Source organism: Streptomyces sp. NBC_00503 (genome assembly GCF_036346895.1).
GTDB lineage: Bacteria > Actinomycetota > Actinomycetes > Streptomycetales > Streptomycetaceae > Streptomyces.
Window position 1 is genome coordinate 1,669,572 of sequence record NZ_CP107855.1, and the last position, 17,942, is coordinate 1,687,513.

Annotated in this window: 16 protein-coding genes; 4 read left to right on the plus strand and 12 right to left on the minus strand. The window is 67.9% G+C overall.

What is annotated here, in order from left to right; all coding sequences use genetic code 11:
• Nucleotides 1-7: 7 nt before the first annotated feature.
• Nucleotides 8-1,282 (minus strand): MFS transporter, encoded by a 1,275-nt coding sequence (locus tag OG490_RS07835; protein WP_330295556.1) that lies wholly within the window; start codon nt 1,280-1,282, stop codon nt 8-10.
• A gap of 136 nt (nt 1,283-1,418) precedes the next feature.
• Here OG490_RS07835 and OG490_RS07840 point away from each other — a divergent pair, with 136 nt between their 5' ends.
• Nucleotides 1,419-2,417: a LacI family DNA-binding transcriptional regulator gene (locus tag OG490_RS07840; RefSeq protein WP_330295557.1), complete on the plus strand. Its 999-nt coding sequence runs from the start codon at nt 1,419-1,421 to the stop codon at nt 2,415-2,417.
• 67 nt (nt 2,418-2,484) lie between these two features.
• Here the strand turns inward: OG490_RS07840 and prcA are convergent, their stop codons facing one another.
• From prcA to arc, 6 genes are all read right to left on the minus strand, one after another.
• Entirely contained in the window at nt 2,485-3,249 is a 765-nt protein-coding gene (gene prcA / locus OG490_RS07845; RefSeq protein WP_330295558.1) for a proteasome subunit alpha, read from the minus strand.
• A 46-nt stretch (nt 3,250-3,295) separates the two neighbouring features.
• Nucleotides 3,296-4,135, minus strand: coding sequence for a proteasome subunit beta (gene prcB / locus OG490_RS07850; RefSeq protein ID WP_243334024.1), 840 nt, complete (start codon nt 4,133-4,135; stop codon nt 3,296-3,298).
• On the minus strand, nt 4,087-4,686 hold the full coding sequence (locus OG490_RS07855; RefSeq protein ID WP_330295559.1) for an endonuclease VII domain-containing protein: 600 nt from the start codon (nt 4,684-4,686) through the stop codon (nt 4,087-4,089). The genes prcB and OG490_RS07855 overlap by 49 nt, the downstream gene beginning before the upstream one ends.
• 37 nt (nt 4,687-4,723) lie before the next feature.
• Nucleotides 4,724-4,936, minus strand: coding sequence for a ubiquitin-like protein Pup (locus OG490_RS07860; protein ID WP_030294332.1), 213 nt, complete (start codon nt 4,934-4,936; stop codon nt 4,724-4,726).
• 204 nt (nt 4,937-5,140) lie between these two features.
• Nucleotides 5,141-6,652 carry a depupylase/deamidase Dop gene (dop, locus tag OG490_RS07865; protein WP_330295560.1) on the minus strand — a complete coding sequence of 504 codons (1,512 nt, stop codon included), beginning with the start codon at nt 6,650-6,652 and terminating at the stop codon, nt 5,141-5,143.
• Between the two features lie 251 nt (nt 6,653-6,903).
• Entirely contained in the window at nt 6,904-8,670 is a 1,767-nt protein-coding gene (gene arc, locus OG490_RS07870; RefSeq protein WP_330295561.1) for a proteasome ATPase, read from the minus strand.
• Between the two features lie 264 nt (nt 8,671-8,934).
• Here arc and OG490_RS07875 point away from each other — a divergent pair, with 264 nt between their 5' ends.
• On the plus strand, nt 8,935-9,255 hold the full coding sequence (locus OG490_RS07875; protein WP_330295562.1) for a ferredoxin: 321 nt from the start codon (nt 8,935-8,937) through the stop codon (nt 9,253-9,255).
• 4 nt (nt 9,256-9,259) lie between these two features.
• On the opposite strand, the gene OG490_RS07880 is transcribed toward OG490_RS07875, so the two are convergent.
• The 3 genes from OG490_RS07880 to OG490_RS07890 form a co-directional block, all read right to left on the minus strand.
• The gene (locus tag OG490_RS07880; RefSeq protein ID WP_330295563.1) at nt 9,260-9,895 is read right to left on the minus strand and encodes a hypothetical protein; all 636 of its coding nucleotides are present in this window, start codon (nt 9,893-9,895) and stop codon (nt 9,260-9,262) included.
• A gap of 206 nt (nt 9,896-10,101) precedes the next feature.
• Entirely contained in the window at nt 10,102-11,067 is a 966-nt protein-coding gene (locus tag OG490_RS07885; RefSeq protein ID WP_330295564.1) for a tRNA (adenine-N1)-methyltransferase, read from the minus strand.
• 18 nt (nt 11,068-11,085) lie between these two features.
• Nucleotides 11,086-12,285, minus strand: coding sequence for a site-2 protease family protein (locus tag OG490_RS07890; RefSeq protein ID WP_330295565.1), 1,200 nt, complete (start codon nt 12,283-12,285; stop codon nt 11,086-11,088).
• 177 nt (nt 12,286-12,462) lie between these two features.
• Here OG490_RS07890 and OG490_RS07895 point away from each other — a divergent pair, with 177 nt between their 5' ends.
• Both OG490_RS07895 and OG490_RS07900 read left to right on the plus strand, forming a co-directional pair.
• Nucleotides 12,463-13,401 (plus strand): RecB family exonuclease, encoded by a 939-nt coding sequence (locus OG490_RS07895; protein ID WP_443065767.1) that lies wholly within the window; start codon nt 12,463-12,465, stop codon nt 13,399-13,401.
• A gap of 65 nt (nt 13,402-13,466) precedes the next feature.
• Complete coding sequence (locus OG490_RS07900; protein ID WP_330295566.1) at nt 13,467-14,141, plus strand: response regulator transcription factor; 675 nt, start codon at nt 13,467-13,469, stop codon at nt 14,139-14,141.
• Between the two features lie 83 nt (nt 14,142-14,224).
• On the opposite strand, the gene OG490_RS07905 is transcribed toward OG490_RS07900, so the two are convergent.
• Both OG490_RS07905 and OG490_RS07910 read right to left on the minus strand, forming a co-directional pair.
• Nucleotides 14,225-15,802: an ABC transporter substrate-binding protein gene (locus OG490_RS07905; RefSeq protein ID WP_330295567.1), complete on the minus strand. Its 1,578-nt coding sequence runs from the start codon at nt 15,800-15,802 to the stop codon at nt 14,225-14,227.
• An 83-nt stretch (nt 15,803-15,885) separates the two neighbouring features.
• On the minus strand, nt 15,886-17,490 hold the full coding sequence (locus OG490_RS07910) for an ABC transporter substrate-binding protein (protein ID WP_330295568.1): 1,605 nt from the start codon (nt 17,488-17,490) through the stop codon (nt 15,886-15,888).
• Between the last annotated feature and the right edge of the window lie 452 nt (nt 17,491-17,942).

Consider the following 17,942-nt stretch of genomic DNA (forward strand, 5'->3'; position numbering starts at 1 on the left):
CTGAACATTACGCCTTCTGCTCTGTTCTGAAACCGAGTTCGCGAGCGTCGTTTCGATCATTTTCCCGAGAACCCTCCGAGGAGTCCCCCAGCGGACCGCTCACCCGGGCACCTTCCAGCACCTTCCGAGTGACCGTCAGCACCAGCACCGCCGCCGCACCCGCCACACCCGCCACCGCGAACCCGGCCGCCGTACCGCCCGCTTCCACCGCCGGACCCGCCGCACCCGTACCGATCGCCGCACCCACCCCGAAGAACGTCACCAGCCACGAGAACGCCTCCGTCACCGTGCCCACCGGAGCATGCCGGTCCACCACGATGAACGCACAGGCCAGGCACGGCGCCAGGAACACCCCGGCCAACGCCGCCAGACCCGCCATCGCCCACGGACCCGGCACCAGCATCAACGGCAGATAACACACCGCCAGCAACGCCACCAGCAACCGCAGTCGCCGCTCCGGCGCACCCGCCCACTGCCGCGCCCCGTACCCCAGACCACCCACCAGCGCACCCAGACCCAGCGCCGCCATCAGCCAGCCGTACACCGCCTGGTTCCCGTGATCGTCCGCATACGCCACACCGGCCACCGTGATCGACCCCAGCGCCGTCCCCACGAAGAAGAACGCACCCAGCAACGCCAGCAGCCCCCGCGAACGCAGCGCCCCCAGCCAATGCGCCTCACGCGGCTCCGAACGCCACGTCCGCGAAGGCTCCGACACCACCACCGACAGCGCACCCAGCACACCGATCGCATTGATCACCAGCAGCGCCACCGCCGGATCCCACAGCGCCACGCACAACGTCACCAGCAACGGGCCGACCGTGAACATGACCTCCTGCGCCACCGCGTCCATCGCGTACGCGGCATGCACCCGCTCCTGGCGGCCACCGAGCACCCCCGGCCACAGCGCACGCAACCCGCCCTCCAGCGGAGGCGTGAACAGACCCGCCACCACCACCGCCCCGTACGCCGACACCGCCGAACCCGTACCCGCCAACGCCAGCCACACCATGCCCAGCGCCGACACCACCGCCGCCGGCAACTGCACCCGCGGCTGCCCGTACAGGTCCACCGCCCGGCCCAGCAACGGCTGCCCCACCGCATTGGCCACCCCGTACACCGCCGCCAGCGCCCCCGCCAGGGAGTAGCTGCCCCCCTCCGCCCGCGTGAACAGCACGATCGCGATCGGCGCCGTGCCGTTCGGCAACCGACCTATCAACGTGCCCACCAGCAGCCTCGCGGCGTGCCGGGTCCTGAGCAGCTCCGCATAACCCGCGGCCATCTCCGCCCCCTCCTGCCCGGACCCCGCCGGGGTAATACGTATAACTTGACGCGTCATACGTACCATGGCCACAGACGGCCGGTCCACCCACCGAACCCCCCAAACCCCACCTGACCTCGCACTACAGGAGCACCATGTGACGAGACCCACCAGCCGCGACGTAGCCACCGCCGCCGGAGTCTCCCAGGCCACCGTCTCCCTCGTACTCGGCGAAAAATGGCGCGGCCGCGTCTCCGAACGCACCGCCGACCACGTCCGCCACACCGCCACCCAACTCGGCTACCGCCCCAACCTCGCCGCCCGCAACCTCCGCCTCGGCTCCACCCGCACCGCCCTCCTCGTCGTCCCCGCCCTCACCAACGAATTCTTCGCCCGCGTCTACACCGGCGCCGCCCGCATCGCCTCCGACCACGGCTTCGGCGTCGTCCTCTACCCCTCCCCCGACGGCACCGGCCCCGCCCGCAACCCCTTCGCCTCCGCCCGCGCCGCCCTCGACGGAGTCATCGCCTCCTCCATGGCCGCCGACGCCCTCCACGCCCTCGGCGGCGACACCCTCCCCCTCGTCATGCTCGACAGCGACCCCAGCGCCCACACAGCCGCCGCCCACGTCAACCTCGCCATCGCCGACGGCATGCGCCAAGTCACCCAACACCTCCAAAACCTCGGCCACCGCCGCTTCCTCCACCTCGCCTCCGCCATCGACTCCTGGACCTTCGACGTCCGCGCCAAAGCCCTCAGTGCCCTCCTCGACCCCTCCACCGAGCTGCGCACCGTACGGGCCCACCTCAGCGTGGACGCCGCCCGTACGGCCATGGAAACCGCCCTGGCGGCCCCCCACGACCGACCCACCGCCATCGTCTGCGACGACGACATCCTCGCCGCCGGAGCCTGCAAGGCCGCCCGCCGCCTCGGCCTGCGCATCCCCGAAGACCTCTCCGTCACCGGCTTCGACGACCTCGCCCTCGCCACCGCCGTCGAACCCGAACTCACCACCGTCCGACTCCCCGCCGAACGCGTCGGCGAACAAGGCATGACCGCCCTCCTCGCCGTCCTCGAAGGCACCCCCTGGACCGCCCCCGACATCCCCGTCGAACTCGTCGTCCGCGACTCCTCGGGCCCCGCACCGACCCCCTGAACTCCCCGGGAACGCGAAAGCGCCCCCGACCCGAAGGCCAGGGGCGCCCACTCACTACAGGCTCGCTCTACTCGGCTTCCTCGTCCGGAGCCTCGTCGTTCGAGACGGCATCCGCCTGAGCGGCCGCCGGAACGTCCGCCTCCAGCAGCCGCGACAGCTGCCGGCCCCGGATCCGCTTGAACTTGCGCTGCTGAGCCCGCGTACGGTCCAGCACCGCCACCTCCAGCCGCTCCGCCGGAATCGACTTGTCCGTACCGTTCGCCTGGCTCGACAGCGCCTGCACCGCCAGCTTCAACGCCTCGGACAGGGTCATCCCGTCCTGGTGCCGCTGATCGAGGAAGGTACTGATCTGCTCGGCATTGCCGCCGACCGCCACCGAACCGTGCTCGTCCACGATCGAACCGTCGTGCGGCAACCGGTAGATCTGGTCACCCGCCGCCGTCGGACCGACCTCCGCGACGACGAGCTCGACCTCGTACGGCTTCTCACCCGCACTCGAAAAGATCGTGCCCAGCGTCTGCGCGTAGACGTTCGCCAGCCCACGGGCCGTCACATCGTCACGGTCGTAGGTGTATCCGCGCAGATCGGCATACCTCACACCGCCGATCCGCAGGTTCTCGTACTCGTTGTACTTGCCGGCGGCCGCGAAGCCGATCCGGTCGTAGATCTCGCTGAACTTGTGCAGCGCACGGGACGGGTTCTCACCGACGAACACGATGCCGTCGGCGTACTGGATCACTACAAGGCTGCGGCCCCGGGCGATGCCCTTCCGGGCGTATTCCGCCCGGTCGGCCATGGCCTGCTGGGGTGACACATAGAACGGAGTCGACACCGGCTGTCCGTCCCTTTCTTCTGGGCTCCTACGGGGCGACGGATGGTCAGAGCAGGGCGGCGCGCGGGCCGTCGGGCTGCTCCAGCCGACGATTCGTGATCTTGCGGGCCAGCTCCGAGGACTCCTCGTCGGTCAGCCTGCGGAATCCCTCATCGGTCATGACGGTGACGATGGGATAGATGTGGCGGTAGAGGTCCGGGCCGCCGGTCGCCGAGTCGTCGTCGGCGGCGTCGTACAACGCCTGGACGACCAGCGTCGTGGCCTCCTCCTCCGTCAGCTTGGAGTGGTACAGCTTCTTCATCGACCCCCGGGCGAAGATCGAGCCCGACCCGGTCGCGGCGTACCCGTGCTCCTCGGAACGGCCGCCGGTCACGTCGTAGGAGAAGATCCGACCCCTCTCCTTGGCCTCGTCGTACCCCGCGAAGAGCGGCACGACGGCCAGCCCCTGCATCGCCATCCCCAGATTGCTCCGGATCATGGTGGAGAGCCGATTCGCCTTGCCTTCGAGGGAAAGGGTCGCCCCCTCCACCTTCTCGAAGTGCTCCAGCTCCAGCTGGAACAGCTTCACCATCTCCACGGCCAGACCGGCCGTACCGGCGATCCCGACCGCGGAGTACTCGTCCGCCGGGAACACCTTCTCGATGTCCCGCTGCGCGATCATGTTCCCCATGGTCGCCCGCCGGTCACCGGCGAGCACGACCCCGCCGGGGAAGGTGGCGGCCACGATGGTCGTCCCGTGCGGCGCCTCGATGACCCCGTCGGGCAGCTTCCGGTTGCCCGGGAGCATCTCGGGCTGGTGCGCGCCCAAGAAGTCCATGAAGGACGACGACCCCGGCGTCAGGAAGGCTGCCGGTAGACGCCCTGTGCTTCGAGTGTTGGGTTCCACAGGTTTCCTTCCAGATATGAGACGACCCTACGAGCTACGTCGGGATCGTCTCCCAACTTGCCGATGGCCGTGTTGCAGTTGAAGCAAAGTACGCCTCGGACCCTACCCGTGGTGTGGCAGTGATCAACATGTACGGCCGGAGCCTTTTTACAGGTCAAGCAGAGGCCGCCTTGCGCCGCGATCATCTCGTCACGATCGGCTTCGGTCATGCCGTACGAGCGCTTGAGGTGATCTACCCGACCCTGGATGGCCCGGCATGCCTTGCAGCGAGTGGACAGCCCGTCAGACGCTGTTGCGTTCTTGTGCCATTCGCTGTGCGGCTTCACCTCACCGCACTGCCTGCAGAGCTTCCACCCAGTCGGCACTTCCACGTGCTCTCTGACGGCCTTACCCATGGCCGCCCGGCGGCGTCGGTAGTGCTCGGCGTTATACGCTGCCACGCATTCACGACATCTGGGCTGAAGCCCGTCGCTCCGGTTGCGATCCGAGGCGAATCCGCTCAGTGGTATGTCACGGGCACACCCGCGGCACCACTTCGTTCCATTGGACATGGAGCACACACTGGCGGATTCGCCTTAGATTCGAAGGCTATTCGCCGCCTTTTTGTACGAAACTCCGAACGAAGTCCTCGGCATTTTCCTCGAGTACATCGTCAATCTCGTCAAGTACCGAGTCGACGTCGTCGGAGAGCTTTTCCTGTCGTTCCTTGAGGTCGGTCGACTCTTCGACCGCCGCCTCCTCGACCTCCTCGGTCGAGCGCTGCGCCTTCTGCTGTCCGCCGCCGGTGTCCTTGGTCGCCATGTCTAGCTCACCCCGCTCGGTTCGCACGCTCACGTCGAAAGACCCCGCGAATTCGGGATCCCTCAAGATCAGACTCTACTTCGGACCCTACAAGGAGGGTCCGACATCCGTCCCGGTACTTTCATAACGTCCGGGTGTCTTCATGATTCCCGGACCGGGGGCCTTTCAGCCCCCGTCCGGGGATCGGAAAGACTCAGCGCCCACTCAGCGCCCCGACAGCACCCGCACCAGGTCCTCCGCCGTGCGGCAGCGGTCCAGGAGCTCCTTCACGTGGGCCCGGGTGCCCCGCAGGGGTTCCAGGGTCGGGACCCGCTGGAGGGAGTCGTGGCCCGGCAGGTCGAAGATCACCGAGTCCCACGAGGCCGCGGCCACGTCGTCGGCGTACTGCTCCAGGCACCGGCCCCGGAAGTACGCCCGGGTGTCCTCCGGCGGCTTGCTCTGCGCCCGCTCCACGGCCGTCTCGTCCAGGAGCCGCTTCATCTTGCCGCGGGCCACGAGGCGGTTGTACAGCCCCTTCTCGGGCCGTACGTCCGCGTACTGCAGGTCCACCAGGTGGAGGCGGGCGGCGTCCCAGCCGAGGCCGTCGCGGCGCCGGTAGCCCTCCAGGATCTCCCGCTTCGCGATCCAGTCGAGCTCTCCCGACAGGCTCATCGGGTCGCTCTCCAGCCGGCCCAGGACGTCCTCCCAGCGGGCCAGCACATCCTTGGTCTGCTCGTCCGCGTCGGAGCCGAAACGCTCCTCCACGTACTTCCTGGCCAGCTCGTAGTACTCCATCTGGAGTTGTACGGCGGTCAGTGTCCGCCCGCTGCGCAGCGTGATGAGGTGTTTCAGGTCGGGGTCGTGGGAGACCTGGTGCAGGGTGCGTACGGGCTGGTCCACGGCGAGGTCGACGTTGATGTAGCCGTCTTCGATCATGGACAGGACGAGTGCGGTGGTGCCGAGCTTGAGGTAGGTGGAGATCTCGGAGAGGTTGGCGTCGCCGATGATCACGTGGAGGCGGCGGTATTTCTCCGCGTCCGAGTGCGGCTCGTCCCTGGTGTTGATGATGGGGCGCTTGAGGGTGGTCTCGAGGCCGACCTCGACTTCGAAGTAGTCGGCGCGCTGGCTGATCTGGAAGCCGTGTTCGCGGCCGTCCTGGCCGATGCCTACGCGGCCGGCGCCGGTGAAGACGAGGCGGGAGACGAAGAAGGGGGTGAGGTGGCGCACGATGTCCGAGAAGGGGGTTTCCCGCTTCATCAGGTAGTTCTCGTGCGTGCCGTAGGAGGCGCCCTTGTTGTCGGTGTTGTTCTTGTAGAGGTGGATGGGCTGGGCCCCGGGGAGCTGGGCGGCCCTGACGGCGGCCTCGGCCATGATCCGCTCGCCGGCCTTGTCCCAGAGGACGGCGTCGAGCGGGTTGGTGATCTCCGGGGAGCTGTATTCGGGGTGTGCGTGGTCGACGTAGAGGCGTGCGCCGTTGGTGAGGATGACGTTGGCGAGGCCGATGTCCTCGTCGGTGAGCTGGCTGTTGTCGGCGGCCTCGCGGGCGAGGTCGAAGCCGCGGGCGTCCCGCAGCGGGTTCTCTTCCTCGAAGTCCCAGCGGGCGCGTCGCGCCCGGTGCATCGCCGCCGCGTAGGCGTTGACGATCTGGGACGAGGTGAGCATGGCATTGGCGTTCGGGTGCCCCGGGACGGAGATCCCGTACTCCGTCTCGATCCCCATTACTCGCCGTACGGTCATGCGGCCCTCCTTGCCCGGCGGCGCTCCCGTTCGGGAGCGGCGCTCAAGTACCGCTGGTGCTGAGGTGCGTCGTGTGCGGTGCCCGTCCCCGCACTGCGCGACCTGCGGTACGGATGAGCCTAGAACCACTCCGCGCTGGTGGGGAGATCATTTCAGTCATTGAATTTCGCCCTGTCACCGGCTGAAAAGAGCAGTCGGTAAAGCAGTCGGCTGCGGGTGCCCTTGCGGGCTCCCGCAGCCGGCCCGCTTCGTCAGAGGTACTGACCGGTGTTGGCCACCGTGTCGATGGAGCGTCCGGTGTCCGCGCCTTGCTTTCCGGTGACGAGGGTGCGGATGAATACGATCCGCTCGCCCTTCTTTCCGGAGATTCGGGCCCAGTCGTCGGGGTTGGTGGTGTTGGGGAGGTCTTCGTTCTCCTTGAACTCGTCCACGCATGCCTGGAGGAGGTGGGCGACGCGAAGGCCCCGCTGCTTGTGCTCGAGGAAGGCCTTGATGGCCATCTTCTTTGCACGGTCCACGATGTTCTGGATCATCGCGCCCGAGTTGAAGTCCTTGAAGTAGAGGACTTCCTTGTCGCCGTTGGCGTACGTGACCTCGAGGAAGCGGTTTTCCTCGGTTTCGGCGTACATCTGCTCGACGACGGTCTGGATCATGCTGTGGACGGTGTCGGCCGTGGAGCCCTGGTGTTCGGACAGGTCGTCCGAGTGGAGGGGCAGTGAGGCCTTGAGGTACTTCGCGAAGATGTCCTTCGCGGCCTCGGCTCCGGGGCGCTCGATCTTGATCTTCACGTCGAGTCGGCCGGGGCGCAGGATGGCCGGGTCGATCATGTCCTCGCGGTTGGAGGCGCCGATGACGATGACGTTCTCCAGGCCTTCCACGCCGTCGATCTCGGCGAGCAGCTGGGGGACGATGGTGTTCTCCACGTCCGAGCTGACGCCTGATCCGCGGGTGCGGAAGAGGGATTCCATCTCGTCGAAGAAGACGATGACGGGGGTGCCCTCGCTCGCCTTCTCCCTCGCACGCTGGAAGACGAGGCGGATGTGCCGCTCGGTCTCGCCGACGTACTTGTTGAGGAGTTCGGGGCCCTTGATGTTCAGGAAGTAGGACTTCCCGGTGGGCTGGCCGGTGACTTCGGCGACCTTCTTGGCAAGGGAGTTGGCGACGGCCTTGGCGATGAGCGTCTTGCCGCAGCCGGGGGGGCCGTACAGCAGGATGCCCTTCGGGGGCCGCAGTTCGTGTTCCTTGAAGAGGTCGGGGTAGAGGTAGGGGAGCTCGACGGCGTCGCGGATCAGCTCGATCTGGTCGCCCAGGCCGCCGATCTTGTCGTAGTCGATGTCGGGGACCTCTTCGAGGACGAGGTCTTCGACCTCGCTCTTGGGGACGATCTCGTAGACGTAGCCGGAGCGGGGTTCGAGCAGCAGGGAGTCGCCGGGGCGGATGGTGACGTCCAGGAGCGGCTCGGCGAGCCTCACCACCCTTTCCTCGTCGGTGTGCCCGACCACCAGGGCGCGCTCGCCGTCCTCGAGGATCTCCTTGAGGGTGACGATGTCCCCGGCCCGCTCGAATTCCATGGCCTCGACCACGTTGAGGGCCTCGTTGAGCATGACCTCCTGGCCTCGCCGGAGGTCTTCCGGTTCGACGCTGGGGCTCACGTTCACTCGGAGTTTGCGGCCGCCGGTGAAGATGTCGACGGTGCCGTCTTCGTTGGACTGCAGGAAGACTCCGAAGCCGGCCGGCGGCTGTGCGAGCCGGTCGACTTCTTCCTTGAGGGCCACGATCTGGTCGCGGGCCTCGCGCAGGGTGTTCGCCAGGCGTTCGTTCTGGGCGGAGACGCCTGCCAGGTTTGTCTGGAGCTCGACGATCCGCTCTTCGAGAATCCTCGTGTGTCGCGGAGAGTCGGCGAGCTTACGTCGCAGGACGGCGATTTCCTGCTCTAGGTAGGCAACCTGGCCGGCGGGGTCCTCGGACCCTCGCGCGGGCCGGATGCCGCGGTTGATGTCGTCGTCGTGGGCTGCCACGGTCCTCACCTCCTCCAAGGGGAGCTGGACGCTTTCTGACCCTACCTGGGCTGGTGGTGATTGAAACCCCTAGATCACAAAGACGGTAGGGGTGTGTCCGATCTTCACCCTTGCGTACTCCCTCACGTCAAGGAAATACCCACCCATCAACATCGGAAAGCAGCCGGTTGTAAGGTCGAAGTGTTCAACACCCGTCAGAGCTCGTGCGACTTGCCGCGAGTTGTGTCCGGGATGGATCACTCAGAGCAGGGAACGGCAGGAGATATGACCGTGCAGCAGGAGGCGCCGGCGGGTGGCGCCGGCGGGGCCTCAGAGCCCCTTGAGGTCTGGATCGACCAGGACCTCTGCACCGGCGACGGCATCTGTGTGCAGTACGCGCCGGAGGTGTTCGAGCTGGACATCGATGGTCTGGCGTATGTGAAGAGCCCCGCCGACGAGCTGCTCGTGGAGGCGGGGGCGACCACTCCGGTTCCTCTGGTGCTGTTGCAGGACGTGGTGGATTCGGCGAAGGAATGTCCTGGCGACTGCATCCATGTAAGGCGTGTTTCGGACAGGGTCGAGGTCTTCGGTCCCGACGCCGAATAGGGGTTCAAACTCCTGTGGCGGTCGAGTCCGTAAGCTCTTGGCGGAATTTTCCGCCGGTCCAGCGCCACTTGGCGAGTTGCTTGGTGTCGGGGCTGTAGCGGGGCACTTCGGGTGATGAGTACCCGTGGAGCGTGGCGGTGACGGTTCCGTCGCGCAGGGTGAGGTCGGTCGCGGTCTGCTTGCGTCCGGCTTCGAGCAGGGTGGCGACGACGCGGGGGGCCGAGCCCTTGGCCTTGTCCTGGGTGAGTACGTAGATGGCGTGCGGCGGGGTTCCGGATCCGGCGTCGCAGCGGACTGCGGCCACGGTTTCGGGGCGGCCGTCGCCGTCGAGGTCGCCTTCGGCGGTGGCCGTGACGGTCTGCGGGGCGCCTCTGCAGTCGAGGGGGTACGTGACTGCGTGCGCGTCGGGAGCCGGTGCGGCGGGGCCGTCCGCGGAGGGCGTGGGGCTCGCGGGGCCGGTGGGCCCTGGAGGGGCCGGTGGTCCTGCCGAGGCTCCGGTGGCCCGTTCGGGCTGGAGGAATCCCGCGCCGGCTATGACGGCGGCCAGGGCCGAGGCGGTGGCGAGCCAGTGGACGGGCCGGGCCCGGTGGTGTGCCGGGGTCTGCGGGTTCGGCGCCGGCTCGGCGGGGCTGTGCGGCACGCGGGGTGTCTCCTGTGCGAAGGGTGACGGGGAGCCAGCATCGTGCCACACCTCACAGTGGGGTGGAACGGGTGGGTCCGGCCCGGTCGGGCGTATGTGTGGGACAACGAAAAGACGCTGTGGCGCAGTTCCCGGTCGGTCCGGGGAACTGCGCCACAGCGTCTGTGTGTTGGGTGGCCTTCGCGGGCGGCCGGTTGTTGCGTGGCTCAGCCGAGGTCGGCGGAGTCGGCGGCGGTGTCCGTGACGGCGGGTTCGGCCGGGGCGGTCGCCGCTGCCTTGCTGCCGGACTGGCTGCCCGGGCCGTCGTAGTCCTCGCCGTAGGCGCCCTTGGAGGGGCGGCGGCGGCGCATGGGCGCTTCGACGCCGTCCGCGAGGCGGCGGGCGGTGACGAGGAAGCCGGTGTGGCCGATCATCCGGTGGTCCGGGCGGACGGCCAGGCCCTCGACGTGCCAGTTGCGGATCATCGATTCCCAGGGCTGCGGTTCGGCGTAGCAGCCGAACTCGCGGATGGATTCGACGGTCCGGGAGAGCTGGGTGGTGGTGGCCACGTAGCAGCAGAGGATGCCGCCGGGGACCAGCGCCTTGGAGACGGCTTCCAGGCATTCCCAGGGGGCGAGCATGTCGAGGATCACGCGGTCGACGTCCGTGTCGGACAGGTTGTCCTGGAGGTCGCCGACGGTCAGCTGCCACGCGGGGTGGGGGCCGCCGAAGTAGCGCTCGACGTTGGCCGTGGCGATCTCGGCGAAGTCCGGGCGGCGCTCGTAGCTGTGGAGCATGCCCTGGTCGCCGATGGCGCGCAGCAGGAAGCTGCTCAGGGAGCCGGAGCCCACACCTGCTTCGACGACTCGGGCGCCGGGGAAGATGTCGGCGAAGGCCAGGATCTGGCCCGCGTCCTTGGGGTAGACCACGGCGGCACCGCGGGGCATGGACAGGACATAGTCGGGGAGCAGGGGACGCAGCGCGAGATAGGCGACGTTGCCCGTGGTACGGACAACACTGCCCTCGGGGGAGCCGATCAGCTCGTCGTGCGGGAAGGAACCCTTGTGGGTGTGGAAATTCTTCCCGGCTTCGAGCGTGAACGTGTAGTGGCGGCCCTTGGGGTCGGTGAGCTGAACCTGGTCCCCGACCTCGAAGGGCCCGCGTCGGCGGGCGGCACCGGTCGGTTCGGACATGTGACCAGTGTATTGGCTTCAGGACTGGGGCCGCGCCATGGCCTTCACGAAGGCCTTCTCGACGTCGAGGGTGGAGAGGACTCCGTAGATCGTGCCGCCGGTTTCGAGTACGAGGTATTCGGAGGCGGGGGTGGCGCGCAGGTGGTCGAGGAGTTCTTCGCCGGTGAGGTCCGCGGAAACCTTCATTCCGTCGGTGAGGTCCTGGGAGAGGGTGCTGACGGCGATCCAGGGGCGGCGGTGTTCGGGTACGGAGGCGATGGCGGTTTCGCGGACGATGCCGAGGGGGTCTCCGAGTCCGTCGACGACGACGAGGGCGCGGGCGCCGGCTTCGTTGGCGCGGCGCAGGGCTTCGGAGAGGGGGGTGGCGTTCTCGACGGGGATGGCGCGGCGGGTGAGTTTGCGGGCTTGGAGTTCCGGGAGGTGTTCGCGCAGGCGGGCCATGCGCAGGCTGTTTCCGGCTCCGGTCCAGATGATGGCGGCGAGGATCGCGGCGAGGAGGGCGTCCATGACGGTGTCCATGCCGCCGATTTCCTGGGTGGGGTTGCCTAGGGCTCCGGTGTGGGTGAGGAGCGGGAGGCCGAGGAGGACGGTGACGGCGAGGCCGCGGCCGACCCAGGCGGCGGCGACGGTGCCGGTCATGGGTTTGCCGGTGATGCCCCAGATGACGGCGCGGAGCATGCGGCCGCCGTCGAGGGGGAGGCCGGGGAGGAGGTTGAAGGCGGCGACGAGGAGGTTGGAGATCATCAGGCCGGCGAGGAGGACGCCGGGGACGCTGGCGGGTTCGACGGTTTTCATGCCGAGGTAGAAGGCGCCGGCGAGGAGGAGGGAGAGGAGGGGGCCGACGAACGCGAGGACGAATTCGCGGCCGGGGGTTTCGGATTCCTTCTCGATTTCGGAGACGCCGCCGAAGAACTGGAGCTGGATGCGGCGGACGGGGAGTTTGAAGCGGAGGGCGGCGATGGTGTGGGCGAGTTCGTGGACGAGGACCGAGGCGTAGAAGGCGACGGCGAAGAAGAGGGCGACGAGGTAGCGGGCGGGTCCGAGTTCGGGGAGGATCCGGTCGAGCTGGTTGCCGAAGACCCAGGTGATGAGGGCGGCGACGAGGAACCAGCTGGGCGAGACGTAGACGGGCACGCCGAAGGGGCGGCCCATGAGGATTCCGCCGCCCGGTCCTCGGCGCCGGCCCGTGCGCTCGCCGGTTTCCTCGGTGTCTGCCACGGTTTTCCTTCGTTCGCTGCTGTCCGGCGCAGTGGGGGCGTCGGCGGTTTTTCTGCTTTTTCCCGGTGGTGTCCGGGTGCGCCGTAGCGCGGTGTGATGCTCCGATCATGCAGTGCGAGGGGGCTTTGAGTCGATGGTATGCGCGTGCTGTCGGTGGCGGGTCGTAGGGTTTTGGGTATGACGACGAGCCCCGGCAGCGGTCCGCAGGATGCGGCAGCCAGTAGTGAGCCCAGTGCCGATCCCGGTCGCGAGTCCGGTCCTGGTCCCGAGTCCGGCCGGGCGGGGGCGGTGGCGCCCGCTTCGCTGTCTCCTTCGCGGGCGAGCGACTTCATGCGCTGTCCGTTGCTGTACCGGTTCCGGGTGATCGACAAGCTGCCGGAGAAGCCGAGTGCGGCGGCGACCCGGGGGACGTTGGTGCACGCGGTGCTGGAGCGGCTGTTCGATCATCCGGCGCCGGAGCGGACGGCGCCGCGGGCGAAGGCGTTGATTCCGGGGCAGTGGGACCGGTTGCTGGAGTCGAAGCCGGAGTTGACGGAGCTGTTCCCGCAGGGTGATGAGGGGGCGGGTCTGGCGCGGTGGCTGTCGGAGGCCGAGGCGCTGGTGGACCGGTGGTTCACGTTGGAGGACCCGACGCGGCTGGAGCCGGTGGAGCGGGAGTTCTTCGTGGAGACGGAGCTGGATTCAGGGCTTCGGCTGCGCGGGATCATCGACCGGGTGGACGTGGCTCCGACGGGCGAGGTGCGGATCGTCGACTACAAGACGGGGAAGGCTCCGCGGCCGGAGTATGCCGAGGGTGCGCTGTTCCAGATGAAGTTCTACGCGCTGGTGGTGTGGCGGCTGAAGGGGGTTTTGCCGCGTCGGCTGCAGCTGGTGTATCTGGGCAGTGGGGACGTGGTGACGTACGACCCGGTGATCGAGGATCTGGAGCGGATGGAGCGCAAGCTCCTGGCGTTGTGGGACGCGATCCGGGAGGCGACGGAGACGGGTGAGTGGCTGCCGCGGCAGACGAAGCTGTGCGGTTGGTGTGATCATCAGGCGGTGTGTCCCGAGTTCGGGGGGACTCCCCCGGCCTACCCTCTGACGATCTCTCCCGGCTACCGCCGGGCGGAGTCCTGATCTTCGCCTCAGGGCACAATGGGCGGCGTCCCCCGATGGCGTCCGACGAATACGAGGTAGACCCCGTGGCGATCCGCGTACTGCTGGTCGACGACCAGCCGCTCCTGCGCACCGGTTTCCGGATGATCCTGGAGGCGGAGCAGGACCTGGCGGTGGTCGGCGAGGCCGGGGACGGTCTGCAGGCGCTGGACCAGGTGCGGGCGCTGCAGCCCGATGTGGTGCTGATGGACATCCGGATGCCGCGGATGGACGGGGTGGAGGCGACCCGGCAGATCACGGGTCCGGGCCGGGACGGTCCGGCGAAGGTGCTGGTCCTGACGACTTTCGATCTGGACGAGTACGTGGTGGAGGCGCTGCGGGCGGGGGCCAGTGGGTTCCTGCTGAAGGATGCGCCCGCCGTGGAGCTGGTGCAGGCGATCCGGGTGGTGGCGGGTGGTGAGGCGATGCTGGCGCCGAGCATCACGCGGCGGCTGCTGGACAAGTACGCGGGTCATCTGCCGTCGGGTGAGGACAGTGTTCCGGATGCGCTGGGAACGCTGACCGAGCGCGAGGTCGAGGTGCTGAAGCTGGTGGCGCGCGGGTTGTCGAACGCGGAGATCGCGGCGGATCTGTTCGTGAGCGAGACCACGGTGAAGACGCATGTGGGTCATGTGCTGACGAAGCTGGGTCTGCGTGACCGGGTGCAGGCGGCGGTGTACGCGTACGAGAGCGGTCTGGTGCGGCCGGGCGCCGGCCAGTAGCGGCGTCCTTCGGTACGCCTCCGGTACGGGAAGGGCCCGCCTCCGCTGCGTGCGGAGGCGGGCCTTTGCCGTGTGCGGGCCGGTCAGCCCTTGCTGATCTCCCAGAAGCGGAAGACGGTGGAGGCGTCCAGGGACCACTGCAGGCCGGTCACGTTGGGGCGGGTGACGGCGTACTGCTTGCTCTGCCAGAGCGGGAGGAGCGGGATCTCGTCGGCGACGATGTCCTGGAGCCTGCTGTACTCGGCGTTGGCGGCGGCGCGGTCGGACTTGGTGGAGGTCGACGGGATGATCGTCCCGGTGATCTCCTTGTTGTCGTAGTTGTTGTGCAGGATGTTGTCCGGGCCGAAGAACGGCTGCGTGAAGTTGTCGGCGTCCGGGTAGTCGGGCACCCAGCCCTTGACGTAGACGCCGTACTTGCCGTCGGCGATGTCCTTCTCGTACTGGTCGAACTCGACGGACTTGACGGTGGCTTCGAAGAGGCCGCTGTCGTTCAGCTGCTTGGCGATCAGCTGGAATTCCTGGTCCGTGGAGGGGCCGTAGCGCGAGGGCGTCGAGTACAGGGTGATCTTCACCTTGTCCTTGATGCCGGCGGCGTGCAGGACGGCCTTGGCCTTGTCGGGCTGGGGGGTGCCGCCGTAGCGGTCGAAGAAGGCGGTGGTGTGCGAGGCGATGCCGGCCGGGACGATCGAGTACAGCGAGGTGGCCGTTCCGTCGTAGACCTGCTTGACGAGGGCTTCGCGGTCGACGAGGTAGGCGATGGCCTTGCGGACGGGGAGTTTTCCGGCGACCGGGTCGTTCATGTTGAAGACGAGGTGTTCGACTTCGGCTCCGGCGCCCTGGACGACCTCGACCTTCTGGTCGCCGCTCTGGGAGGCCAGGCCGGCGATGTCCTTGGCGGCCAGGCCGCGGAAGGCGAAGTCGACGTCGCCGCTTTCGAGGACCTTCTTGAGGGCGGCCTGGTCCTCGTTGAAGAACTTCATGGTCACGCCGCTGTTGCGGGGCTTGGCCTTGCCGCTGTAGGCATCGTTGACGGAGAAGCTGGCGCTCTTGTCGTTGATGGAGTCCAGCTTGTAGACCCCGGAGCCGACGGCCTTGCCGTCCGTGCGGAGCTTGTCCGCGGGGTACTCGGCGTGGTCGACGATGGAGCCGGCGCCCGAGGCGATCTTGCTCGGGAAGGTGGCGTCGGGGGTCTTGAGGTGGAACAGGACGGTCTTGTCGTCCGGGGTGTCGATGGAGGCGATCGACGCCAGCATGACGGCCGGGCCGTTGTCGTCGTTGATCTTCAGCGTGCGCTCGAAGGAGAACTTGACGTCCTTCGAGGTGAGGCTGTCACCGTTGCTGAACTTCAGGCCGCCGCGCAGGGTGCACTTGTACACCTTGCTCTCGCTGCCCTCGAACCCGCAGGACTGTGCCGCGTCGGGCTCCGGGGTGGTGCCGCCCTTGGGGAAGCTCAGCAGGGACTGGAAGACGTTGTTGAAGAGCAGCCAGGAGCCGGGGTCGTAGCCCGAGGCGGGGTCGGTGGCCTTCACCTTGTCGGATATGCCCATGACCACGCCCTTGCCGCCGCCGGCGTTCGAGCCATCGGTCGAACCGCAACCGCTGAGCAGCGCGGCGGCGGTGGCTGCACCGAGCGGGGCCACCAACCACTGGTTACGTCTCATCACGCGAACGTCCTTCACAGTCTCACTGGGTGATCCGATTACTTGTTCCGGCCCGCGTGGTCCGCGGCCGGCGGCCTTGCTGGTCAGCCGCTGACGCCGCGGCCGAGTTCCCACAGCTGGAGGTCGGAGATGGCGTTGACCGACCACTCCACTCCGGTGATCCCGTCGCGCGCGGCGACGTACTGCTTGCCCTGCCACAGGGGCAGGACGGGTACGTCCTCGGCGACGATGTCCTGAATCTCCGTGATCGCGGGGACGGCGACGCCTCGGTCGACCGCCCGTCGGGATTCGGGGATGAGCCTGGTGCGCACCGCGCTGTTGGCGTACGGCGTGCCCAGGAAGTTGTCCTGCTCCAGGAAGGGGGCGAGGAAGTTGTCGGCGTCGGGGTAGTCGGGGAACCAGCCGAGCCCGTAGGCGGCGTAGTCGCCCTTCTTCTGCGCGGGCCGGAAGTCGGCCCAGTCGGCGCCCTGGACGGTGATGTCGAAGAGCTGGGTGGAGTTCAGCTGGGTCTTGAGGGCTTCGAACTCGGCCGCGGTGCCGTCGCCGTAGTGGTCGTTGGTGTAGTTGAGGGTGAGCTTGACCGGGGTCTTGATCCCGGCGGCCTTCAGCAGGTCGGCGGCCTTGGCGGTGTTGGCCTCGCCGTACTTGTTGAAGAACGAGTTGACGTGGCCGGTCACGGTGGTGGGGACCAGCGAGTACAGGGGCTGCGCGGATTTCCCGTAGACCTTGGTGATGAGGGCGCCCCGGTCGACGGCGGCCGCGAGGGCCTGGCGGACGGCCTTGTCCTTGACCACGGGGGCTTCGGTGTTGAAGCCGAGGTAGCGGATCTCCAGGCCGGGCATGGGGACGAGCTTGATGCCCTTGGGCGGGTGGGCGGAGAGCTCGGTGATCTGCGCGGGCGACAGGGTGCGGGAGACCAGGTGGATGGAGCCCTGTTCCAGGGCCTTGCCCATCGTGTCGGAGTCCTCGAAGGTGCGCAGTTCGGCCTTGTCGTTCTGGAGCTTCAGGTCGCCCTTGTAGTTCGGGTTCTTGGTGAAGACGGCGCGGACGAGGTGGTTGTCCTTGACCTCGGCCTTCATCGTGTAGGGGCCGGAGCCCTCGACGGTGAAGCCGGCGCGGAGCTTCTTGGCGTCGTACTTCTTGGCGCTGACGATGCCCGTGGCGGGGGTGGAGAGCTTGTACGGGAAGGTCGCGTCGGAGGTCTTCAGGTGGAAGACGACGGTGTCGGCGCCCTTGGTTTCGACGGTGTCGACGGTGGAGAGCAGCGAGGAGGGGCCGTTCTCGTCCTTGATGGCGATGACGCGTTCGATGGAGAACTTGACGTCCTGCGCGGTGAGGGGGCTGCCGTCGGCGAACTTGAGGTCCGGGCGCAGGGTGCAGCGGTAGCTCTCGTTGCCGGTGTCGGTGAAGCGGCAGTCGGAGGCTGCTTCGGGGACGGGCTGGCCGCCGCCGCGCGGGGTGTGCATCAGCGTCTGGACGGTCTGGCGCAGGATGTTCCAGCTGCCGGCGTCGTAGGCGTAGGCGGGGTCGAGCGGGGCGGGGGCGTAGTCGGCGGCCTCGAACCGGTCGGTGGTTCCGACGATGATCGCTCCGGATCCTGCTCCTCCGCCGCTGGTGCTGCCGCATGCGGTCAGCGCGGGGGTGAGCAGTCCGGCGGCGGCCGTCAGCACCATGGTCTTGCGGTTCATGCTGGAAGTACTCCCTCAACCCGGCACTTGTTCAAAGCGGCGTGGAGGGCATCGCGGCGGTCGCCCGTTCTGGGCGGAACGATCGGGCCGGTGTTGTGACGATCGGTCCACGCGGTTCCGGAACAGGGGTGTGTGTCCGGGACGGCTGAGGTGCGGCGCTTTGCCCGGATCGACATTAGTGGCCTGCGGAGGGGTGGCTTGAACCGGTTGGAGCGGGTGCGTCATCGCACGGTTATGGGAGCGGACCGGGTGTGAGCGCGGGGGCGTTCGCAGATTCGGTCAGGTACTCATCAATGTGGACACAAGGGGTGGCATGGAGTGGTCCGGAGTGGTGCGAAGGGGGCCTTGTGGGTGACTAAGGTCACCCGGGACAACTGCCCCGGGAGGGATGGAATTTCGGCCTCCGGGGTATCGCGCGAAAGATCCGCCCGCGGGACCGGAGTCCTGCGGGC